Below are 22,047 nucleotides of genomic sequence, written 5' to 3'. Positions count from 1 at the left end.
GATGAACATCCACCGCAAGCTGATTTCCGCCGTCATGACGAAGCAGGTCTGCCAGGTCCGCGTCGACCAGCCGGCGAGCCACGCCCTGGACCTGATGCAGTCCCACCACGTGAGTTCCGTCCTCGTTATTGAGAATGACCTGATCCTGGGAATCATCACCGAGCGCGACATCGTCCGGGCCCTGAACGCCGACAACCGCCGGCTCAAGGATTTCAGCTGCGCCGACCTGATGCAGGCCCCGGTGCTGACCGTCGGCGCCAGGACCCGGTGCCTGGATGCCTACCACCTGATGGCGGGGCGCGGCATCCGGCACCTGGCCGTCACCGACGAGGCGGGCCACGTGCTGGGCATCGCCAGCGAGGGCGACGTGATGCGCAACTTCGGCATCGAGTACTACATGAACTTCAAGGACGTTGCGCACGTCATGAGCAAGACGTTCTGCAGGCTGCCGCCGACGGCCAGCGTGGGCGCGGCGCTGCGCGAGATGGTCCAGCAGCACCAGAGCTGCGTCATCGTGGTCGACCCCCAGGGGCGGCCCGCCGGGGTGCTCACGGAGCGCGACGTGGTCCGCCTCTCCAACGAGCATCCGCACCCGCAGGAGATGCTCCTGGCGGACGCCATGCATGCGCCGGTCATGTCCGTCAAGCCGGGCCGGCGGCTGCATGCGGCCGTGAAGATGATGGAAGACGCGCACATCCGCCGCCTGGTGGTCGTGGACGAACACGGCGTCGCCTGCGGCCTGCTCACCCACCACGAGATCGCCCGCGGCCTCGAGGGCGATTACGTCACCTACCTGAAGGAGATCGTCGAGCTCCAGGCGCGCCACCTGCAGCAGGCGGCCCAGGCGATCGACGAGAAGCTGCTGTTCGCCAACATCCTGCGCTCCGTGACCGGGACCGCCGTGCTGGCCTCGGACCTCGAGTACCGCATCTCCTACGCCACGCCCTCGATCGCCGAAGTGCTCGGCCTGCGCATGGAGGACGTGGGCGGCCGCGACATCCGCGACACCCTCAAGCGCGTCGGCTGGGGCTCCGCGGAGCACTCGCTGAGCGAGGAGAACGTCGGCCGCGGCGCGCGGCATTACGTCGTGGCGACCGGCACCGGCAAGACCGATTTCCAGGTCTCGGTGCTGCTGGACGCGCAGAACGACCCCAGGGGCTACCTGGTCCTGGCGCAGCGCGCCTGACCCGGCAGCGACGCCGGGCCGGCCCGATCCGCCAATGAAGGAACAGTACAGCGCCACCGACACGGCCAAGTTGCTGATCAGCGACGTGGCGCTGCCGGAGCTGAGTCCAGCGCAGGCACTTCGGCTCGTGCCGTTCATGAGGCTGACGCGCGCGCCGGCCGACGCGGTGCTGTTCCGCGCGGGCGGTCCGGGCGACCAGTTCCTGATCATGCTGGTGGACGGCGATGCGCTGGTCGAGGGCCAGCTCACCGGCGGCCGCTGGATGACCATCCGCAGCCTGGTGCCCGGCAGCCTGTTCGGCGAGCTGGGCGCGATGGACAGCATGGGCCGGTCGGTGGTCGTGCGGGCCACCACCGACGTCCACCTGGCGACGCTGGACGACCGGGCGCTGGAGCAGATCACCGAGCGCGATCCCAACCTGACGTTCGGCCTGCTGCGGGCGATGCTGGGACACGTGACCAGGCGGCTGCGCGCCGCCAACAACAAGATCGAGACGCTGCACAGCATCAACCAGGCGCAGCGCGACGAATGGGCCGCCCAGATCCAGTCGGACCAGGTGACCGGCGCCAGGCTCAAGGTGCTGCTCAAGCTCGAACGCGACTCCGGTACGTCGCGGGCCGGCAACAGCAGCGTGCTCCAGGAGCCGCGCAAGCAGGCCTGACCGGCGCGGCGCCGCCGGCACGGCGAATTTCGGCGGGGCCGCTTCCCCCACAGTGCTACGCTACAGTTCCCCCGCCGCCGAAGACGAGTCATGCAGTCCCCGACCTCCCCTGCCGCGCTGACGGTCTCGGCCGACACGGCGGGTGCCCGAAAACGGCGCCGTCCCCCGCGCGGCCTCTGGCGGGCGGAACTGCTGTCCCTGGTGGCGCTCGTGATCGGCCTGGGAGTCACGGCGCTCCTGTGGCAGCAGGCGCGGGAGACGGCGCGGGAAAGCGCGGCCCGGCTGTTCGAGTACCGCACCAGCCGCATCGCCGCCGTCCTGGACCACGAGATGGCCGCCAAGCAGATCCTGCTGCGGTCGGCGGCCGGACTGTTCACCCTCGGCGAGAGCGTGGACCGCAGTGACTGGCGCACCTACTTCAATGCCCTGGACGCCGACACGGCTCGTTCGCCCGGACGGCTCTGGGTGGCCTACGCGCCCCGCGTGACCGATGGCGGACGCCAGGCGCACGAGCAGCAGGCGCGCGACGACGGACTGGCGGGCTACACGGTGCGCGCGTCGCAGCGGCGGCCGCAGTATTTCCCGCTGGCGTACTTCCGCTCGTTCGGGACTTTCGACCGGCGCCCGGTCGGCCTCGACCTGCAGGAGGATCCCGCCGCCCGCGAGGCGATCGACCTGGCCGCCAGCTCGGGCGCGGCCATCCTCACGGTCCCGCTGGCGCTGGCCGGCCGGGACACGGTCCCGGTCCGGGTACTGGTCGTGCCGGTGTATGCCGGCGGGCGCACGCCCGAAACGGCCGAAGAACGCCAGCGCGCGCTGGCCGGCTACGTGCTGGAGGCGTTCGACACCGCCGAACTCGTGGCGCACGCCGTGGGCGAGGACGCGGCCCTGCTGGGCATGACCATCCGTGACGGGGGGCTGCCGGTGTTCAGCTCGCCGGACCTGGAGCGCGAACTTTCCAGCGGCTACGAACCGCGCCTGGCGCGCGATGTCGGCTTGCGCTTCGGGCAGCGCGAGTGGGCCATCCAGTTCGCGTCCCTGCCCGGTTTCCAGGAAATCGTCGCGCCCGACCACTCCTGGGTGATCCTTGTCGGCGGCAGCGTGATCAGCCTGCTGCTGGCCGGCCTGGTCGGCGTGCTCGCCAGCCTGCGCGCCCAGGCGATGGCGCTGGTCGACCAGCGCACGAGGGCCCTGCGCTCCGCCCTGGAGCAGTACGCCGAGAGCGAGGCCCGGCTGCGCGCGGTCTTCGACCACGCGCTGGACGCGATCATCACCATCGATACCGGGGGCATCGTCCAGAGCTTCAACCCGGCGGCCGAACGCATCTTCGGCTGGAGCGAGCGCGAGATGGTCGGCCGCAACGTCAACGTGCTGATGCCTTCGCCCGACCGGGAGCGGCACGACTCCTACCTGGCCGAGTACATGGCCGGCGGCCCGCCCAGCATCATCGGCGTCGGGCGGCTCGTCACCGGCAGGCGCAAGGACGGCACGCCCGTTCCGCTGGACCTGGCCGTCAGCGAGATGCTGGTGGGCGACCAGCGGATGTTCTGCGGCATCGTGCGCGACATCACGGACCGGCTGGCCGCCGAGGAGGCGCTGCGCACCGGCGAGCGCAAGCTGCGTTCCTACATCGAACTGGCCCTGGACGGCGTGATGGTCGTCGACGAGGAGGGCCGCTACCTGGAAGCGAACCCGGCGGCCGCCCGGATGCTGGGGTACGAGGAACAGGAGCTGCTGGAGATGCGGCTGTACGACGTGGTCTGGCCCGACGAGCCCGATCGCCAGGCCGGCGCGGCGCACTTCCAGCGGGTGCGCGCGGAGGGCCGCAGCGAAGGCGAGGTCGCGCTACGGCGCAAGAACGGCGAGCGGGTGATCGTCGACATCCGCGCCGTCGACATCGGCGGCGGCCGCTCGCTGGGCATCATGCGCGACGTGACCCGGCGCCGCCTGATGGAACAGGCCCTGCAGCTGGAGCGGGAACTGCTGGAAGACCGTGTGGCCGAGCGCACCGAGGTGCTGACCCGCACCAACGCGGCCTTGCAGGACGAGATCGTCGAGCGCAAGCGGGTGGAGGAGGAACTGGTGGCCGCGCGCGAGCAGGCGCTGGACGCGGCCGAGGCGAAAGCGGCGTTCCTCGCCAACATGAGCCACGAGATCCGCACGCCGATGAACGCCGTGATCGGCATGACGGCGCTGCTGGACGACACCGCCCTGGACCCCGAGCAGCGCAGCTATGTCGAGACCATCCGCACCAGCGGCGATGCGCTGCTGGCCACCATCAACGACATCCTCGACTTTTCCAAGGTGGAGTCCGGGATGCTGGAGCTGGAGCGGCGCCCGTTCGAGCTGGGCACCTGCGTCGAGGAAGCCTTCGACATGCTGGCGCCGCGCGCGGCCGAAAAAGGGATCGACCTGCTCTACGAGCTGATGGACAGCGTCCCCAACTGGCTGGTCGGCGACTCGACCCGGCTGCGCCAGGTGCTCGTCAATCTGCTGTCCAACGCCGTGAAGTTCACCGACGCAGGCGAGGTCTGCCTCACCGTAGGCGTGCTGCGCCGCGAACCGGACCACGTGCAGTTGCGGTTCGCCGTCCGCGACACCGGCATCGGCATCGCGCCGGCCCAGCGCGAGCACCTGTTCAAGGCGTTTTCCCAGGCGGACTCGTCGACGACCCGCAAGTACGGCGGCACCGGCCTCGGGCTGGCGATCTGCGCCCGGCTGGTGCGGCTGATGGGCGGCGAGATCCGGGTGGAAAGCGAGGAGCACAAGGGCTCGGTGTTCTCGTTCACGATGCACGCCGGCGTGGCGCAGAACGTCCCCACCGCCCGCTACCGCAGCGGCGAGGCGCCGGAGCTCGCGGGCCGGCGCGTGCTGCTGGTCGACGACAACCCGACCAACCTGAACATCCTCAAGACCCAGTGCGTGCGTTGGGGGATGGAGGTGGTCTGCGCGGCCCGCGGCGCCTTCGCCCTCGCCACCCTCGAAGCCGAGCCGCAGTTCGACGTCGCCGTGCTGGACCTGCACATGCCCGGCATGGACGGGCTGCAGCTCGCCCGCGCGATCGCCGTCCAGTGCGGCAAGCGGGCCCCGCGGCTGGTCCTGCTATCCTCCTCGGCGCCGCGCGATCGCGATCCGGGCTCGCTGGAGCTGTTCGCGGCCCGCCTGTCCAAGCCGGTCAAGCACTCGCAGCTGTTCTCCGTCCTCAGCCAGGTGATCCACGCCGGCCGGGCGGCAGCCCCGCCCACCGTCACGCAGCGCATCGACGGCAAGCTCGCCGCGCGGCTTCCGATGCGCATCCTGGTGGTCGAGGACAGCGCGATCAACCAGAAGCTCACCGTGGGCATGCTGCGCAAGTTCGGCTATGCCAGCGACGTGGCACGCGACGGCACGGAAGCGGTGCAGCTGGTCGCGATGAACCGCTACGACCTGGTGTTCATGGACCTGCAGATGCCGCTGATGGACGGGCTGGAGGCAACGCGGCGGATCATCGCCACGGTGCCGCGGCAGCGGCGGCCGCGGATCGTCGCCATGACGGCCAACGCGCTGCCCGAAGACCGCCAGCGCTGCCTCGACGCCGGCATGGATGATTACATCGCCAAGCCGATCCTGCCGGCGGCCGTGCAGGCGCTGATCGAGCGCTGGGCACCGGCGCGCGGGGCGACCGTCGCCGAGGCGGCCGGCGAAGCGGCGCTGATCGACGAAGCCATCGTCCGCGAGCTGGCCGCGCTCGGCGAGCCCGGGGCGCCGTCCCTGTTGTGCTCACTGGTGAGCGACTACCTCAACGAGACGCCGGGAACGGTGAGCGCCCTCAAGCAGCACCTCCAGCATGCCGACGCCAGGGCGCTGGCGGCGCGGGCCCACAAACTGGCCGGCACCAGCGCCAGCCTCGGCGCCAGCGGGGTCGCGGAAGTCTGCCGCCGCGTGGAGCAGCAGGTCGGCGAGGGCAGCCTGGATGGCATGCCGGCGCTGATCGACGAGCTCGAGATGCGGTTTGCCCGCACCCGCGCCGCGTTCCACAAGATCCTCGACGGGTTGGGTGCCTGACTACTGCGCGTGCCGGCCCTGGCGCGGCGCTTCGTCGCCCTCGCTGCGCGCCGGTGGCGAAGGAGGCAGGGAGGCGGGCGCCATCGGCTTGGCGGCCAGCGTCTTGACCAGGTAGGGGAGGATGCTGGCGCTGCCTACGCCGTTGCGGCGCCCCGGCGGCGGGATCGTCGGGTCGTCCAGGAGCCGGTCAGGCACGGCGCTGCCCCGTCGGACCCTGCAGCCGGTACTCCCGGTAGGCATTCGTCATTCGTCATGCTCCCGTCAAGACAGGAGAGACTAGCGACTCGGCAGCGTACGTCTGTAGGACAAACGCCACACACTGTTACCAGCGGCGCGGCTACCGTCCCTTGCGGGCCAGGTGGGTCACGCCGCCGAAGCTGCCGACCCAGAGGGATCCGTCGCTGCCGGTGTCCATCGAGAAGATCGTGTTGGAGAACAGCCCGTCGCTGGTCGTGATGGTCTCGACGAACCTGTCCCCGACCCGGCGTGCCAGCCCGGCGTTGGTGCCCACCCACATGTCGCCGTTGCGGGCGCGGTGCAGCATGAACACGTGGTTGCCCGGCAGGCCGTCCTTCGTCGTGTAGTTGCGGAACTTGTTCCCGTCGAAGTGCGCCAGCCCGCCGCCCCAGGTGCCGACCCACACCGACCCGTCCGGGTCCGCGACGATCGACACGATGTAGTTCGGGTTGTAGGCAGTGTCTATGCCCTGCAGTCCCATCTCCTGCTTCTGCCGGGCGTGGTGGCTGGAGACCTTGGACGGGTCGTTCTTGAACGCCAGGTCGTCCTTCACCAGCTCGTACGGCGCGCCCTGCCCCTTCGCGTGGTTCCAGTTGTCCCACTTGCCGTCGACCCAGCGCGCCAGGCCGCCTTCGGTCGCCAGCCAGACGGTGCCGTCCTTGCCTTCGGCCAGGCCGTACACCCAGTCGTTGGGCAGGCCGCCCTTGGTGCTCTCGACGGTGTGCAGTTCCCAGCTCGCCAGGTTGCTCAGCTTGCCGCCCTTGATCCGGTTCACGCCCGACCAGGTCGCGATCCAGACGTCGCCCGCCCTGGTCTTGATCACGTCGTAGACGAAGGCGTCGCCCAGGCCTTCGGGGATGTTGTAGGTCTCCCACCGGCCGGTCTTCTCGTCCAGCAGCGACAGCCCGCCGCCGTAGGTGCCCACCGCCAGCTTGCCGTCCAGCCGGCTGACGTGGAACACGCCGTTCGACAGCAGGCCGGAACGGGTGTCCAGCAGCTTGTATTCGTCGGTGCGGGTGTTGTAGCGGATCACGCCGGCCGAGGTGCCGACCCAGACGATGTCGCCTTCGGTGAAGATGTCCTTGACGTTGCGGTTGCCGACCCGGAAATGCACGAACTTCGCCTGGGGATCGACCTGCACCTTGCCCTGGGTCGGCGGCGCGCCGCCGTCCACCACCGGCGGGTGGCCGGCGGGCGCCTGCACGTTGCCGGGCGCGGCGGTGGTGGCGCCGGCCGGCATGGCCTCGCCGCCCGCTGCGGCCACGGTGGGCGGCAGCTCGACGGCATTGTCCGGATTGGCTTTCTGCCCCACGGTGTACGCGCCGCCCACCGCGGCGGCAAACGCGACGACCAGCACCGCGATCGATGTGTTTCCAAGTTGCACTGCGTTCTCTCCTGATTCAGGTTTCCGGCCGTTCGCCGGTCAGCGCCCGAAGCGGGTCACGCCGCGCCTCGTGCCGGCCCAGACCTCGCCTTGCGGCGTGACGGCCAGGGCATAGACGTTCTCTTCCAGCAGGCCTTGCGCCTTGCCGAAGTTCTGCCAGCGCTTGCCGTCCCAGCGCGACACCCCGCGGTTGGTGCCGAACCAGAAGGCGCCGTCCGGGTGTTGCGCGATCGAATAGACGATGTTGCCGGCCAGGCCGTCCTTCGAATTCATGTTGGTCCAGCGCTTGCCGTCGAAACGCGCCACGCCGCCGCCCCAGGTGCCCGCCCAGACGTTGTCCTGCGGGTCCACGTGGATCGAGAAGACGTAGTTCGGGTTGTAGGTGGCGCGGCCGTCGTTCATCGTCGCCAGGTCGTGCCGCGAGCGGGTGCCCAGTCCGGTGTTGGTGCTGTACGGAAGCTGGTCGGCGTTGGGCGCGCCCAGGCCGTCCTTGTGGGTCCAGCTCTTCCAGGTCCTGCCATCGAACATCGACACGCCACCCTCGGTGCCGAACCAGACCCGGTCCTTCGCGTCGACCCCGAGGCCGTACACCCACTCGTTGATCAGCTCGCGCACGTAGGTCGTGAACTTGCCGGTCTTCGGGTCGACCTTGTTGGCGCCGGCCCAGGTGCCGATCCACAGCGTGCCGTCCTTCTGCGACGCGAAGCAGTACACCCAGTAGTCGGCCAGGCCGTGCATCGGGAAGAAGGTCTTCCACTTGCCGTCCTTGTAGCGCGAGACGCCGCCGGCGTTGGTGCCGAACCACTTGTAGCCCTGATGATCGACGCCCACCGAGAAGACGTACTCGTTGGCGAGACCTTCCTTGCGGGTGAAGGTCGCGCGCGGCTTGAGCGTCTTGAGGTCGATCTCGTGGACGCCGGCGGAGGTGCCGACCCACAGCGCATCGCGCTCCTTTTCGACCTTGAGGGCCCGCACGTACACGCCCTCGCCGACTTCGATCCGCTCCATGGCGCGCCACGCGCCGGCGCCGGCATTCGGGGCTCCGGCGCCCGTCTGGGCGTGCGCCGGCAAGGCGGCGGCGGACAGCGCCAGCAGGATGCTGCGCCGCGACATCTGGCAATTCATCAACTCAGGGTCCTCAGGTAGGCAACGACATCGAGGATCTCCCGGTCGCGCAACACGCCGAAATAACCGGGCATGGCGCCCTTGCCGCTGCGAATCGCAGTCATCAATTGCATGTCGGGCCGCATCAGGCCTTCCATGCGGCGAAAGTTGGGTGCTCCGGGAATGACCGGCGTCCCGTTGCTGCCGTGGCACACGGAGCAATGGGTGGAATAGAGCGCGCCGCCCCTCTGGACGTCGGCCGCCGCGGCAGCGCCGGCGACCAGTGCGAGCGCCGCCCCCAGGATCGTTCCCGATCGTGAGAAAGCGCCAGGGCGCCTCGCCAGATTCAGGATCATTTCGACGCCTTCCCGGCCTCGAACAGCGCCCGGGCGCGAGCATCGAGTTCGCGGGCCTTGTCGAGATCCTTCGGCAGCCCGAGATTCCCGGCGCGGTAGGCGCGCGCCAGCGCGTCCACGGCCGGCGCGTAGTTCCTGGCTTCGGCCTTGCGGTACAGCTCCAGCGCCTTCTCCTGGTCACGCGGCACGCCGAGGGCGTCGGCGTACATGCGGCCCAGTCCCAATTCGCCGGCGGGTTCGCCCTGCGCCGCCGCCTTCTGGTACAGCGCCAGGGCCTCGCTGTTGAACTCGGCGACCACCAGCAGGTCCGCCAGCCGCGCCTGGGCGGGCGCGTGGTTCTGTTCCGCCGCCTTGCGCAACAGGTTCATGGCGCTGACGAAATCGCCACCGCGGATGAGCGTCTCGGCCTGCGCAGTGTCCTCGACCGGACCCGCCCCGGCCCCGGCCGCGCAGAGCGCCGCGAGCGCCAGCACGCCGCGGGCCACGATCTGGGTGTGGGTGAGCTTCATGCCCCGCAAGGTGCAAGAAGCAGACCAGCCGCACCTTCTGCGGCCGCGGTCACTTGATTTTCGTCAGGCGGGCGCGGCGCCCGAGCCGGCCGCGGCACGGGCCTGCTCCTGCTCCTCGAGCTTGCGATAGAGGCTGGACAGGCCGATGCCCAGGCGCTGCGCCGCGGCGCGCCGGTCGCCGCCGCAATCCTCGATGGCACGCAGGATCAGGCCGTGCTCGTAGTCGCGCACCTGTTCGCGCAGCGTGCCCGTGCCCGGCCGAGGCGCCTCGGGAGAGGCCCCGGCCGGCGTGGCCGGGGTGATGTGCGGCGGCAGGTCCGCCACCGTGATCCGGCCGTCCTCGGCCAGGATCGTGGCGCGCTGCAGCACGTTTTCCAGCTCGCGCACGTTGCCGGGCCAGTCGTACGCGATCAGGATCTCCTCGGCATCCGGCTCGATCGCCAGCGTGCCGGCGACGCCGAACCGCTCCGAGCCGCGCGCCAGCAGGTAGCGGATCAGCGCCGGGATATCCTCGCGGCGCTCGCGCAGCGGCGGCACCGTCACGTGGAAGCCGCTCAGCCGGAAGAACAGGTCCTCGCGGAACCGCCCGGCGCCGACCATCTCGCGCAGGTCGCGGTTGGTGGCGGCCACGATGCGGACGTTGATCTTGCGCACCTGCTCGCTGCCCAGCGGGCGGATCTCGCGCGCCTCCAGCACGTGCAGCAACTTGACCTGCAACTCCAGCGGAAGCTCGCCGATCTCGTCGAGAAAGATCGTGCCCCGGTCGGCCTCCAGGAACAGGCCCTTGCGGGCCCGGTCGGCGCCGGTGAACGCGCCCTTGGTGTGGCCGAAGAACTCGCTCTCCAGCAGGTTCTCCGGAATGGCGCCGCAATTGACGGGAATGAACGGCTCGTTGGCGCGCTGGCTCGCCTGATGGATGGCGCGCGCCGTCACGCCCTTGCCGGTGCCGCTTTCGCCGGTGATGAGCACCGTGCTGTCGGTGGGCGCCACCTTCGCGACCAGCCGGTCGAGCGTCTTCATGGCCTGCGACACGGCCGGGCAATGGTCCTGCCGTCTCCCGCCCACCAGCTTGCGCAGCGCCTCGTTCTCGCCCTTCAGGCCCCGCAGGTCGGCCACCTGCTTGAGCCGCTGCACCAGCTCTTCCGAGCGCAGCGGCTTGATCATGTAGTCGATCGCGCCGGCCTTCATCGCCTCGATGGCCGTGTCGACCGACGAGAACGCCGTCATCATGATGAAGGTCGTGTCGACGCCGTTGGCGCGCGCCTCGCGCACCACCTCGATGCCGGTCAGGTCGGGCATGTTGATGTCGCACAACGCGACCTCGACGTCGCCCTTGGCCAGCCGCATCAGCGCCTCGCGGCCGCTGGCCGCCACCTCGACCGGGTGGCCGGCCCGGGCCAGGCTCGCCGCCAGGATCTGCCGGATGGCGGGCTCGTCGTCGACGACCAGGATCTGCAGGCTGCTTGAGCTCATCGGGCGGGCCGGCTCCGGGCTCGCGCCCGGCGGGATTCGAATCGGCGGTAGCGCATCATTCAACTGCCATGGTGCTGGCCGACTCCTCGATCCACACCCGGGACGCCCCCGGGCCGGGCTGCCGCAGCGTGACCGAAGCACGACCTGGGGACGTTTCCCGGCAATGCCCTGCGCCAGGCAGGGGACCAAGGCACCAGGGGAGTGGAAACCGGCCGGGAACCGCACCGCCAGGACAGGAAGCGGGCGCTTCGCGCCGCTTGCTGCGACGCTGGTTATTGTACGGCCGGGCCTGCGCCGGCGGGCAGCCACACCCGCACGCGGGTGCCCTGGCCGGGGGCGGAGTCCAGGTCGATCCGGCCGCCGTGTTCGTGCACCACGGAGCGGCACAGGGGCAGCCCCAGCCCCGTGCCGCAGCCCGCCGCCTTGGTGGTGAACAGCGGTTCGAACGCGCGTTCGCGCACCGCCTCGCTCATCCCGCTGCCGTTGTCGCTGATGCACAACGCCATCCCGCCGTCGACCCGGTGCGTCGCCACCTCGATCCGGCCGGTGCGCGGCGGCAACGCCGCCACGGCGTCGGCCGCATTGACCACGAGATTCATCACCACCTGCACCAGCCGGTCGGCGATGCCCATGACGGCCGGCAGCTGCGGATCGAGCGCCGGCACGACCGCCACGCCTTCCAGGCGCGGTTCGTAGCGCAGCAGCGCGAGTGACTTGGCGACCACCTCGTTCAGGCTGGCGAGCTGCCATTGCGCGGCCGGCGCCGCCGCCAGCTCCGAAATCTCGTGCGTGATGGCCGCCAGCCGGGAGGTCTCGTGCAGGATCTGCGCGGGGTCGAACCAGGCGGCGCCCGGCGCCACGGCTTCACCGCCGCGCTGCGCCTCGGCCAGCGCGCGCGCGAGGCCGTCGATCGCGGCGATCGGGTTCCCGATCTCGCGCAGCACGCCCGCGGCCATGGAACCGACGGCGGCGAGTTTTTCCTGGTGCATGACCTGGCGGCGCTGGATGTCCAGGTCGCGCTCCCGGCGGTCCAGGGCCTCCGCCAGTTCGTCGAGCGCCCGGGCGAGGTCGCTCAGTTCGTCGTTGCGCTCCAGGGCGCGGCCGCGGCCGCGGTCGCCCGTCAGGATCGCGAGGGCACGGGCCCGCACCGCCCCGATGTCGGTCGCCAGCCGCGAAAAGAACAGCAGCGCGAGGGCGCCGATGCAGGTGATGCCCAGCCAGGCGATGCACGCCATCACGACCGTGCCGCCGTCGATCAGCTGCCGCGACGCCTCCAGGTGCGCCGCGCGGTCGCCGCCGATGCGCCGCAGTTCCTGGTCGGCGTCGCGCAGGCGCGCGCCGTCGCCCGCCGCGGCCGTCTCCTGCGCCCGCAACTGCAGCGCCGTGGCCCAGCGTGCGTCCGCCTGCTCGACGGCATCGAGGTGGCCCCGCACCGCCCCCCGGAACACCAGCGCCGCGGCGACCAGGAGCATGGCCAGCACCATCACGCCAAGGATGGCCAGCAAACCGGTGGCCCGCAGCGGCAGGCGCCGGGGTGCGGGCCTGGCCCTGGCGGCGGCGGGCACCGGCGCCACCAGGGAGTCGAGTTGCTGCGCGGTTGTGCTCATCGGTTACGCCTGTTGGAGGACACGATCGAATTCACGCCGCACCGCCGGCGCGTCCCAGTCGCGCTCGCCGATCCAGCGCGCCAGCACGGCACCGTCGGCGGCGACGACGAACGACTGCGGGAGCGATTCGATCCGCAGCGGCTCCAGGCCGGGCGCGCCCGGCGCAATGACGACACTGCGCAGGCCCAGGCCCTGCTGGGTGAGGTATTCGCGGATCGCGAAGGCGTCGTCGGCCACGGCAATGGTGGACACCTCGATTCCGCGCGGCGCCAGCGCGGCGGCGAGGCGGTCGAGGCCGGGCAACTCGCGGCGGCAGGGCGGACACCACAAGGCCCAGAGATTGATCAGGCGTGCCCCGCCACTGGCGGCCGGCAGGGTGGCGGAACGGCCGCCGAGGTCGCGCACGGCGAGCGCCGGCCAGCGGGCGCCGGGCCTCGGGCGCTGGTCGCCGCAGGCCGCCAGGCCGCCGGCGGCAGCCAGGAGGGCGATCGCTTCGCGCCGCCTCACGCGGGTCGCTCCCGGCCGGTCGCGCCGCCGTTCATGCCGCGCCTTCGCGGCCGAGCCAGCGGCGCAACGCCGCTCGCTCGAGCATGAGGAAGCGCACGCGGGCGAGCGCCACCGCCTTCGCATACATGCAGAAGGCGAGGGTCAGGAGCAGCATCCCGCCCAGCATGGTGGCGGCCATGGCAGGTGCGGCGCTGGCGGCGCGGTCGTGCAGCCCCTGCCACCAGCTGAGCGTGTAGTAGACGAAAGGCACGTTGAGCGCCCCCACCAGCACCAGCACCGCGCAGGCCCGGTCGGCGCGGGCCGGGTCGTCGATCGCCAGGCGCAGGGCCAGGACCGCCGCGTACAGCGCGAAGAGGATCATTTCGCAGGCGAGTTGCGCATCCCAGGCCCAGCTCCCGTGCCACGACGGCTTGCCCAGCAGCCAACCGGTCCACAGCGCCAGGCAGGTGAAGAGGATCCCGGTCGGCGCCAGCGCGGTCATCAGCAGCGCCGCCAGGCGCTGGCCGGAGGCGAGGGCGAGCCCGGCGCATGCCGCCATGGCGAAATAGAGCAGCAGGGACGTCCAGGCCGCCGGCACGTGGACGAAGAGGATGCGCGAGGCCTCGCCCCGCGCGGAGCCCTCCGGCGCCACCAGCAGGGCCAGGGCCAGCAGCGTCAGCGCCAGTGCGGCCCCGGCGCACCACGGCACCAGACGCCCGGCCAGCCGGTAGAACGCGCCGGGTGAGCCGAGCCGGTCGATGGCAATCCGGACAGGGGGCGGTACGGGAAAGCGCATGGGCGAGACCTTCGCACGGAACGTGCCAGCGTCAGCGAACCGCCGCAAGACCCGAAACGCGGTCTTTTGGATGTGCGGCCGGCTTCCCGGCGGCAGAAAACCCGCCTTGCGCTTCCCGGATTCGGGAAGCGCAGCCAGGCGCCGCCCCTAGCGTCCCGGCTGCTGGCGAGCCGGCTGCTGCGCACCGGACGGCGCCGGCGGCAGCCGCCCCAGCTTCTGCTCCCATTCCCACAGCGCCGCGCGCGCCTTCGCCCGGTGCGGTTCGTCGGCGCCGCTCAGGTGCAGGTAGCTGCGCATGGCGCCCAGCGCCAGTTCCCAGTCCTGGCGCAGTTCCTCGGCCAGCGCCAGGCCGTAATAGGCGTTCGCCTGCTGCGGCCGCAATTCGATGGCCGACTGGAAGAAGCTGCGGGCAGCGTCCGCCTGCTTCAGCCCCAGCAACGCGTAGCCCATGTTCACGTGGGCCTCGGGCATGGCGGGGGCCAGTTCCAGCACCCGGTGCAAGGCGGTGATCGCATGGTCGTACTGCTTCGCGTGAAGCATCACGACGGCCTGTTCGAAACGCTGGCGCAGCTCGGCGTCGGTCATGGCACGCTGGTGTTCCAGGCGCGACACGGGCCGCGGCGCCAGCACCGCCCACGCGGATGCGCCCGCGAGTGCGAACAGCAGGATCAAGCTGGCCCACGCGACCCCGGGGTTGTGCCGCCAGAATTGCCCGAGGGCCCCGCCCGCCGCCATGGATCGCTCCCGCCGTGCCACGCTGCTCACACCGCCCCCGGGGGCACCGCCCCTGGCACGCGCAGCCCCCGTCCCCGGAGGGCGGCCGCATTCCGCGGGTCGATCCCCGTGCACGGGGCCCCTCGCCCTCGCTTCATACGGCCCCCTTGTGTGGCGCCAGGGTGACGAAGGGCACGCCGAAGAAGGTGAGGAAGGCGACCGCGAACACGCCGACGATCATCAGCGCGCCCTGGCGCGGCGCCACCCGCCACGTGACGCGCGCGTGCACCGCCGCCACCAGCGCCAGCCAGGTGATGAAGGCCCAGGTTTCCAGCGGATCCCAGGCCCAGTACCGGCCCCAGGCGTCCTGCGCCCAGACGGCGCCGGCGATCAGCATCAGGCTCTCGAAGACCAGCGCGGCCAGCATGAAGCGCCAGGCGATCGCGTCGAGGACGGCGTCCCCCGGCATCCTCGCGAACCAGCGGCGTCCCCGCTCGCGCGTGCGTGCGAGCACCACGCCGGCCAGCCCCGCGGCGACCAGCGCGCAAGCGAGAAAGACCTTGCCCAGGAGGATGTGGAACCACATCACCGACATCTGGTACGTGGGCGGCAGGTGGGTATCCGCCGTGCTCACCGTCAGCATCCAGCCGGCCATCACCCCGAGCAGCGACAGCGCCATCGGCGCCGCGTCGGCGAGCACCGGCCAGCGCGAGGCGGCGATGCGCCAGCCGAGGCCGAGGCTCACCAGGCTGCTGGCCAGCACCTCGAACATGCTGAGGAACGGGCCATGCCCGATCCGCGCCCAGCGCATCGCGATGCCGATCACGAGCACCGCGATTCCGATGTCCAGGAGCGCGATCACGGGGGCCCGGCGCGCCGGGCGCGGCGGCCCGGCCGGCGCCGCCACTCGCACCCAGGCGAGCAGCGCCGCCAGCGCCACCAGCGCCGCGCCGGCACAGAGCCACCACGAGTCGACCGGTCGCGCCGGGATCATGGCGTCACCTCCCGCTGCACCGGCAGCAGCCGCACGGTCCGGCCCCACAGGTGCCATGCGAGCCCCGCCATGCCGGCGAGCGATACCGCGAGCATCGGCCACAGCGTCGGGTCGTAGAAGATCTTGTAGCCCATCCAGCTGGTGAGGCCTTCATAGCGCAGGGTCGCGCCCGGCAGCGCGAGCGAGGCCCCGGGACGCAACTCGTGGCGCTGCCCGGCCGACTCGACCACCAGGACGGCGGGAACGTCGTGCGCGCGCAGGGTCCAGGCGACTTCCTCGGGCAACGCGCGCTCCAGCCGCAGCCACAAGCGCAGCGCGCGGCCGTCCGGCGCGTTCCAGCGGCTCTCCTGCTGGTAGTCGAACAGCGGATAGGACGGCAGGTGCACTGCACCGAGCACCGGCTCCCCTCCATCCGGCTGCCAGCGCAGCAGCGGGGCGAAGCCCTTGTTGTGCGTCGTGTACAGGCGATAGCCGTCCAGCACCAGCGGCGTGTCGTCGCCGACGACGTGCGGCGCTGCCGCCCCGGGAAGCCACACCTGGCTGCGGGTGTGCGCGCGGCGCACGCCCGGCGCGTAATCGACTTCCCAGGCGCCCTGCCTGAAGGCCAGCCGCTGCCAGCCCGCGCCGTGCCATGGCCCTTGCGCCGTCACCTCCACCTGTTGCGGGTCGAGCGCCGTTCCTTCGGTCACTTCCACCCGCCCGTCCAGGTGCGTGAGACGACCCCACCCGGCGAGCAGCAGCAGCCCGAGCAGGCAGGCGTGGAACAGGCCCAGCCCGCCGCAGCGCAGCGCCGGCCGGACCGTGATCGCCGCCGCCAGGTTGCTCGCCAGCAGGGCGAGCGGCAACACCACGAGGGCCGCCGGCATCTCCGGCCGGGCATACGAGAACAGAACGGCGGCGCCGAGCAGCGCGAAGCCCGCGATCATCAGCCGATTCGAGGCCAGCCGGCGCAGCAGCCGGTTCATGGCGCGGCCTCGCAGCTCTCGTTCGAGTCGCGCATCCAGCTGCGCCCGCTCGAGCCGTTGCCCGGAGCACCGGAGGAGCCGCAGTTGCCCTCGGACCAGCTGCCGCTGGGAAAGCTGCGGATCTTCAGCATGGCGTTGAGGTAATAGGGCCCGTTCGTGTAGCCGCGGTTGTTCCAGTCGGTGGTACTGGTCGCGCCGCTGCCGGAAGAGCCGTTGCGCATCTGGGTGCCAACCGGCATCGGCTGGCCGACGGTGCACTTGGAGCCGGTCGGCAGGTCGTCGGCATCCTCCTGGCGGCACTTGACCTCGGGCCCGACGTCGTTGAGGTTGACCAGCAACGAACGGTTCTTCCAGCCGTGCGGGACGGCGACGTGGCACCAGGTGCAGCGCAGCCTCTCGATCTTGTCGTTGTGGTACTTGTGGAGGTTGCCCTTGCCGCCACCGTTGAAGCCGGTGCTGCCGCCGCCGGCGACCCCGTTCAGGTAGGTACCCGGGTTGTGGCACTTGAAGCACAGGGCATTGGCCGTCTGCCCGCCTTCGCGCGACCCGGTTCCGGTCGTTTGGCTCCACTGCCCCTTCAGGATGAAGGGGTTGGCCGACCCGTGGGGACCGGCCGGACTGCCCACCACCGAATCGGCGGCGGTATTGGTCCCGTGGCAGTCCGAGCAGTACATGGTCTGGCTGCCGACGTCGGCATCGGCGTTCCATGGCGCACGCCAGGAACTGGTGCTGGTGCCGCGCAGCGCGTGGGTGCGGCCGGTGGAACCGATCACCGGATGCCAGCTGCGGTGGTTGTTGCCCGACCAGCCGGCCGCCGCACCGCTGTCGCTGGTGGTGGCCGGCCGCGCGCGGTGCCCGGACGGCGCCTGGAACTCCATGGCCTGGTCGGTGTAGCGCGTGACGCCGTTGGTGCCGCTGGTGGTGCCGCCTCCGCTGCTTCCCAGGTCGGGCGGCGTGTTGCCATAGGCATAGCTCGAATGGCACTTCAGGCACACCTGGTACTCGCGCGTGAGCCAGGCGCTGCTGGCCGCCGGATTCGTGTCGGCGCTGTTGCCGCCGTCTCCGCTCTTGACGGCGAACTCGGAAGCCACGTTGCCGAACTGCACGCCCGCCCATTTGGTCGGCTCCACTCCCGACATGCCGCGCAGGACACCCGAGGCGATATTGGTATGGCCGGCAGCGTGGTTGTGCGTGCCCGAAGCGTCCGCCGTCGCGGGGTCCGCATTGAAACGCTGCTTCTTCGTCACCCGGTGCGGGTTGTGGCAGTCGGTGCACTCGACGTGGCGGTTCGCCAGGACGGCCGTGGACTCGACGAAGTCCTTGCCGGTGCCCGGCCCCGCGCCGATGTCGTGCCGCTCCGCGGTGTTCCCGTTGAAGGTCTGGTCGGCCGTGCTGATCGGCATGCGGTAGGTCCGCGTGAACTCGTCCCTGATGTTGGGAACCGACGCCACGCTGGTCAGCGTGTCGGTCAGGCCCGAGTGGCACTGGTAGCACGTTTCCTCGATGGCGGAGCCGCCGCCCGCCTTCGGCGAGCTGGTGCTGTCCGTGCCCTCGCGCAACAGGCGCCGCGCACCTTGCACCGTGTGCGTGTCGTGGCAGTTGAGGCAGGCGGCCTTCCACACCGGCATGCCGGGCGCGGTCGTCGGAAATTCCCGGCGGTTCGCCGCGTCCGTCGTGTACAGCTCGTTGGCCACCGACGGGTGGGCATGGGCGGACAGGGCCCAGAGCTGCCCGCCCTTGTCGTGGCAGGCCAGGCAGATGATGTCGTTCGCCTCGGAGAACGCCCCGCCGGCGGGCGCCAGCTCCTGGAAGCGGTTCAGGCGCAGGAACTTCGCCGGCCCCTTGGCCGTGTCGGTCTCGCGCAGGTGCGGGTCGTGGCAGGTGGTGCACTGGACCTTGCCGTCTTCCAGGGGCAGCGTCGGCTTGACGCCGGGCGATCGCGTGCCCACAAGGGTGCCATCGGGCGGCCGCAACTCGCCGTCGTTCGTTGCGAGGGTCGAGCTGTACGTGAACGAGATCGGGTGATCGTTGCTCAGGTTCACGCCCAGGTTGCGGGTGAACCCGGTGGTGGCGCCGGTCGTCGGCATCAGGCCCCCGGTGGCCGTGCCGGTCAGCGGAACCGACGCGCCCCCCAGCCCATTGAGGACGTTCACGCTGCCGATCGCCATCGTTCCGTCGTGGCACGACAGGCACAGCTTGGAACTCCCGCCCGGGCCCGCCGCCAGTTCGGCCGCGCTGGCCTCGATCGAGCTGGAGGTGTAGGTCGTGTACGTGGCGGCCGACAGCTTGCGGTTCCACAGCGGGGCGTTCGGGATCGTCTCGGCGGCGTGCGGCGTATGGCAGAAGACGCAGATCTGCGACTCCCCGCCGGTCGGCGCCTTCACCGTTCCGGGCCCGGCGGCCGACAGGTTGTGCTTGGTGCCGCGCACGTCGGAGACCTTCGCCGCGCCGGCGGGTTCCGTGGCCGCGAGCGCGGCGACCAGCACCAGCAGCGCCGCGAGCAGCCAGGGCACGACACGGACCATCAGTTGCCCCCGAGGAACTGGAAGATGGCGACGCGCCCGTTGAACATGTCGGCGACGAACACGCGATTGCGCGAATCGACCCAGACGCCCGCGGGCAGGTAGAAGCGGCCGGCATCGGAGCCGTTGCCGCCCAGGTGCATCAGCAGCTGTCCCTTGCGGTCGAAAACCAGCAGGGTGTCGTACATCGATTCCACCACGTAGAGGTTGCCCTCGTCGTCGGCCGCCACTCCCTTGGGCCGGACCAGGTTCCCCACGTACCGGCCGCGCTGGCCGAGCGTGAGCGCGGGCCGGCCCTCCGTATCGAAGCCCTGCACCCTCGCGTTCATCGTATCCACGACCATCAGCATTCCGTTGACAAAAGTCAGGTGGGTCGGGAAGTTGAGCTCGCCCTGCTGCTCGCCGCGTCGGCCCCACGTCTGCAGCAGCCGGCCATCGCCGTCGAAGACCTTGATGTCGTGGGCGTGGGTGTCGGCAACGAACACGCGGCCGGTTTTCGGATCGGTCGCCACGCCGGCGGGCCGCTGCAGGACGCCGGCGCCGAACTCGCCGTGCGGCTTGCCGTCGGGCCCCAGCCGGAAGACCCGTCCCAGCTCCGCATCCGCCACCACCAATTCGCCATCGCGGCCCAGCGCGATGCCGATCGGCGCGGCGAACCGTTCCGCCCTGGTGGCGTGTTCCCACAGATCCAGGCGGCCGCCCGCCTCGTCGAACACGAACACGGCGTTGCGGCTCACGTCGGTGACGAGGACCCGGCCGGCCGCGTCCACGACGCCGCTTTGCGGGCGCTGCAGCACCAGCGGCTGCTCCTGCGCTTCGTCCAGTCCGACCACCCACGCCAGCAGCTTGCGCGCGGTGCCGCGCCGCTCGCCGTCGACCGGCCGGAAGTTGGACTCTCCCACCAGCTGGCCGAGATACCGGTAGCGCGGCACCTCCTGGGTCTCCGGTGGCGGGAAGACCCGGGACAACTCGGCCGCGGTTCCCTCCAGCCGCATCACCAGCGGTTCGCTGGCACAGCCCGCGAGCCCGGCGGCGATGGCCGCCGCCAGCACCCACCCGCCCGGTCGCTTCACGACCGCGCTCCCCGGCGCTCCAGGGATGGCGGTGCGACCAGCATCACCTGCACCCGCGCATTGACGCTGTCTGCCACGTAGAGCATGTTGCCGTCCACGGCCAGCGCCTCGATCCGCCCGAAGCGTCCCGGGCCCCCGCCGGCACCGCCGACGGCGGCCACCATGTCGGCCCCGCGGAACACCTTGATGCGCTGGTCGGCGTCGTCGCTGACAAACACCCGGCCGCTGCGGTCGACCGCCAGCGCGCGCGGGCGCAGCAACTGGTTTTCCCCGATGACCGCGACCACTTCGCCACCGCGCCCCAGCACGACGACCTGCTGCGCGAGCGGGTCCAGCACATAGAGGCCGTCCGGTCCCAGCGCCATCGCCGCGATGCTCTGCAAGACGGGATGGCGACCTCCGCCGAGGAGGCCGACGGTGCGTCCGAGCGGATCGAACACCGCCACCTGCGCGGCAGCGCCATCGCCCACGAACACTTCGGCGCGGCTGTCCGGCACCGCGACCGCCACCGGCCTCGGTGCGTTGGCGTCGTCGAGGAAGCGGCGGACCACCCGGCCGCGCGGGTCGTACTGCACCACCTGGTGCTCGGCCGGCAGCGCGACCCAGACGCTCATGTCGTTGGCGACGTGCAGCGAGGCGGCGTGTCCCGGGCTGCCGCCGGTGAACGGGGCGAACGGGGCCATGGCGTCCCGGCCGCGGTCGATGCGCCACACCATGCGCGCCCCCGCGTCGGCGACCAGCAGCAGGTCGCCGAGCGCGGCCACGCCCACCGGTTGCACGAACCTGAGCCGGGCGCCCGGCACCGGCACGATCTGGAGCGGCTGCCGCGGGTCGGCGCGCCAGCCGCCGTCGATGGCCAGCCACGGCGTCAGCACCCCGCCGCCGTTTGCGGCGCGCGGCCGCGCCGCGTCGTCCTGGGTTCCGGCGCAGCCGCCCAGCCCGAACGCGGCGGCCGCCGCCCCGAACGTGAAGGCCCGCCGACGCACCTGGGGTTTCACCATCGGCCTGGCCCTCCTGTTTCGCTGCCGCCGTAGATCCCGCTGGGCAGGCCCCGCCTGCCTGAATGGCACAGGTCGCACCGGTCGGCGGACCACGCCACCCGCCCGTTGTGGCACATGCCGCAGAACTTGCCGTTGATGATGTCGTTCATCTGCACGACGTTGGCTCCGGCGCGCATCTTGAAACCAAGCTCGCCGTGGCAGACCTTGCAGCGAAAGCGGATCCGGTGAAACCAGTGCGGGAAGACGACCGGCCGCATCCCGGACTGCTCCGACAGCCGGTTCAGCACCACGTCGGCGTACTCCCCCTGTGCCGGCACGGCCAGGGCGAGCCACAGCAGCAGGAACGACAGGGCGGCCCGCAGCTTCATGGCGCGGTCGATTCCCGCACCAGCGACGTGCCGAACCGCAGGTGCTCGGGGCTGCCACGCACGACGCTGTGGCAGCGATTGCACTCCGTGAGCGGAAAGGCGACCGCCCCGTGGCAGACGCCGCACTTTTCCCCCATCAGGATGGCCATCATGCCGATGCGCGTGGCCCCGGCCTTCTGCTCGAACAGATGGTCGTGGCAGTTCACGCAATCGAGCCAGGCGGTGTGCTGCCGATGCGGAAACCTCACGATGGGCTGGACACTGGTGTTCACCAGCAGGACGTCCGTGGTGCGCAGGTTGACCTTCGTCTCCGGATGGATGTTGGTGCGCGGCTGGATCTGGCCCTGGTCGAGCGCCTGCATCCAGCGCACCTGGTTGCCCGCGGTGTCGGGCGCCAGCCCGCCCAGTGCTTCGCGCGGCTCCTGCAGCAGGCCGATGGCCGGACTGGCCGGGTCATGCACCCCGTCATTGGCGATCGCGCGCCACTTCGGCCCCGACGCCACGGCCAGCGCCGAGACGAAGGCGAGAAGCAGGAGCAGCCCCAGTCGGAGCCTGCCTGCCATCGCG

At 71.1% G+C, this 22,047-nt stretch carries 20 protein-coding genes; 3 read left to right on the top strand and 17 right to left on the bottom strand.

Annotated elements, in window-relative coordinates; genetic code table 11:
• The first annotated feature begins 1 nt into the window (after nucleotide 1).
• From RAMLITH_RS14110 to RAMLITH_RS14100, 3 genes are all read left to right on the top strand, one after another.
• Complete coding sequence (locus RAMLITH_RS14110) at nucleotides 2–1,186, top strand: CBS domain-containing protein (RefSeq protein WP_168108050.1); 1,185 nt, start codon at nucleotides 2–4, stop codon at nucleotides 1,184–1,186.
• A 34-nt stretch (nucleotides 1,187–1,220) separates the two neighbouring features.
• Complete coding sequence (locus RAMLITH_RS14105; RefSeq protein WP_168108049.1) at nucleotides 1,221–1,847, top strand: cyclic nucleotide-binding domain-containing protein; 627 nt, start codon at nucleotides 1,221–1,223, stop codon at nucleotides 1,845–1,847.
• Between the two features lie 90 nt (nucleotides 1,848–1,937).
• Entirely contained in the window at nucleotides 1,938–5,891 is a 3,954-nt protein-coding gene (locus RAMLITH_RS14100; RefSeq protein WP_168108048.1) for a CHASE domain-containing hybrid sensor histidine kinase/response regulator, read from the top strand.
• Here RAMLITH_RS14100 and RAMLITH_RS14095 read toward each other — a convergent pair whose 3' ends face one another.
• The 17 genes from RAMLITH_RS14095 to RAMLITH_RS14015 all read right to left on the bottom strand — a co-directional run bounded on the left by RAMLITH_RS14095 (nucleotide 5,892) and on the right by RAMLITH_RS14015 (nucleotide 22,043).
• Nucleotides 5,892–6,086 carry a hypothetical protein gene (locus tag RAMLITH_RS14095; RefSeq protein ID WP_168108047.1) on the bottom strand — a complete coding sequence of 65 codons (195 nt, stop codon included), beginning with the start codon at nucleotides 6,084–6,086 and terminating at the stop codon, nucleotides 5,892–5,894. It abuts the gene before it with no gap.
• Between the two features lie 142 nt (nucleotides 6,087–6,228).
• Nucleotides 6,229–7,512, bottom strand: coding sequence for a ligand-binding sensor domain-containing protein (locus tag RAMLITH_RS14090; protein ID WP_337786152.1), 1,284 nt, complete (start codon nucleotides 7,510–7,512; stop codon nucleotides 6,229–6,231).
• A 39-nt stretch (nucleotides 7,513–7,551) separates the two neighbouring features.
• On the bottom strand, nucleotides 7,552–8,637 hold the full coding sequence (locus tag RAMLITH_RS14085; RefSeq protein ID WP_168108046.1) for a ligand-binding sensor domain-containing protein: 1,086 nt from the start codon (nucleotides 8,635–8,637) through the stop codon (nucleotides 7,552–7,554).
• The gene (locus RAMLITH_RS14080; RefSeq protein WP_168108045.1) at nucleotides 8,637–8,972 is read right to left on the bottom strand and encodes a c-type cytochrome; all 336 of its coding nucleotides are present in this window, start codon (nucleotides 8,970–8,972) and stop codon (nucleotides 8,637–8,639) included. The genes RAMLITH_RS14085 and RAMLITH_RS14080 overlap by 1 nt, the downstream gene beginning before the upstream one ends.
• Entirely contained in the window at nucleotides 8,969–9,481 is a 513-nt protein-coding gene (locus RAMLITH_RS14075) for a tetratricopeptide repeat protein (protein WP_168108044.1), read from the bottom strand. The genes RAMLITH_RS14080 and RAMLITH_RS14075 overlap by 4 nt, the downstream gene beginning before the upstream one ends.
• 63 nt (nucleotides 9,482–9,544) lie before the next feature.
• On the bottom strand, nucleotides 9,545–10,954 hold the full coding sequence (locus tag RAMLITH_RS14070) for a sigma-54-dependent transcriptional regulator (protein ID WP_168108043.1): 1,410 nt from the start codon (nucleotides 10,952–10,954) through the stop codon (nucleotides 9,545–9,547).
• Nucleotides 10,955–11,226: 272 nt separating this feature from the next.
• The gene (locus tag RAMLITH_RS26075; protein ID WP_168108042.1) at nucleotides 11,227–12,561 is read right to left on the bottom strand and encodes a sensor histidine kinase; all 1,335 of its coding nucleotides are present in this window, start codon (nucleotides 12,559–12,561) and stop codon (nucleotides 11,227–11,229) included.
• 3 nt (nucleotides 12,562–12,564) lie between these two features.
• Nucleotides 12,565–13,068 (bottom strand): redoxin domain-containing protein, encoded by a 504-nt coding sequence (locus RAMLITH_RS14060; RefSeq protein WP_168108041.1) that lies wholly within the window; start codon nucleotides 13,066–13,068, stop codon nucleotides 12,565–12,567.
• A gap of 31 nt (nucleotides 13,069–13,099) precedes the next feature.
• Nucleotides 13,100–13,843 (bottom strand): cytochrome c biogenesis protein, encoded by a 744-nt coding sequence (locus tag RAMLITH_RS14055; RefSeq protein ID WP_168108040.1) that lies wholly within the window; start codon nucleotides 13,841–13,843, stop codon nucleotides 13,100–13,102.
• Between the two features lie 147 nt (nucleotides 13,844–13,990).
• Nucleotides 13,991–14,578 carry a tetratricopeptide repeat protein gene (locus RAMLITH_RS14050; protein WP_168108039.1) on the bottom strand — a complete coding sequence of 196 codons (588 nt, stop codon included), beginning with the start codon at nucleotides 14,576–14,578 and terminating at the stop codon, nucleotides 13,991–13,993.
• 133 nt (nucleotides 14,579–14,711) lie between these two features.
• Entirely contained in the window at nucleotides 14,712–15,551 is an 840-nt protein-coding gene (ccsA, locus tag RAMLITH_RS14045) for a cytochrome c biogenesis protein CcsA (protein WP_168108038.1), read from the bottom strand.
• Entirely contained in the window at nucleotides 15,548–16,516 is a 969-nt protein-coding gene (locus RAMLITH_RS14040; RefSeq protein ID WP_168108037.1) for a hypothetical protein, read from the bottom strand. The genes ccsA and RAMLITH_RS14040 overlap by 4 nt, the downstream gene beginning before the upstream one ends.
• Nucleotides 16,513–19,041, bottom strand: a complete 2,529-nt coding sequence (locus tag RAMLITH_RS14035) for a cytochrome c3 family protein (protein ID WP_168108036.1) — start codon at nucleotides 19,039–19,041, stop codon at nucleotides 16,513–16,515. The genes RAMLITH_RS14040 and RAMLITH_RS14035 overlap by 4 nt, the downstream gene beginning before the upstream one ends.
• Nucleotides 19,041–20,111: an NHL repeat-containing protein gene (locus RAMLITH_RS14030; protein ID WP_337786151.1), complete on the bottom strand. Its 1,071-nt coding sequence runs from the start codon at nucleotides 20,109–20,111 to the stop codon at nucleotides 19,041–19,043. Before RAMLITH_RS14030 ends, RAMLITH_RS14035 begins: the two co-directional genes overlap by 1 nt.
• The gene (locus RAMLITH_RS14025) at nucleotides 20,108–21,112 is read right to left on the bottom strand and encodes an NHL repeat-containing protein (protein ID WP_168108035.1); all 1,005 of its coding nucleotides are present in this window, start codon (nucleotides 21,110–21,112) and stop codon (nucleotides 20,108–20,110) included. The genes RAMLITH_RS14030 and RAMLITH_RS14025 overlap by 4 nt, the downstream gene beginning before the upstream one ends.
• Complete coding sequence (locus tag RAMLITH_RS14020) at nucleotides 21,106–21,480, bottom strand: c(7)-type cytochrome triheme domain-containing protein (protein WP_168108034.1); 375 nt, start codon at nucleotides 21,478–21,480, stop codon at nucleotides 21,106–21,108. The genes RAMLITH_RS14025 and RAMLITH_RS14020 overlap by 7 nt, the downstream gene beginning before the upstream one ends.
• On the bottom strand, nucleotides 21,477–22,043 hold the full coding sequence (locus RAMLITH_RS14015; protein WP_238344185.1) for a c(7)-type cytochrome triheme domain-containing protein: 567 nt from the start codon (nucleotides 22,041–22,043) through the stop codon (nucleotides 21,477–21,479). Before RAMLITH_RS14015 ends, RAMLITH_RS14020 begins: the two co-directional genes overlap by 4 nt.
• Between the last annotated feature and the right edge of the window lie 4 nt (nucleotides 22,044–22,047).

The sequence above is a fragment of the Ramlibacter lithotrophicus genome, from assembly GCF_012184415.1.
GTDB classification, from domain to species: domain Bacteria; phylum Pseudomonadota; class Gammaproteobacteria; order Burkholderiales; family Burkholderiaceae_C; genus Ramlibacter; species Ramlibacter lithotrophicus.
Note: the sequence above shows the minus strand (reverse complement) of the source record. Positions and strands in the feature narration are given on the sequence as shown.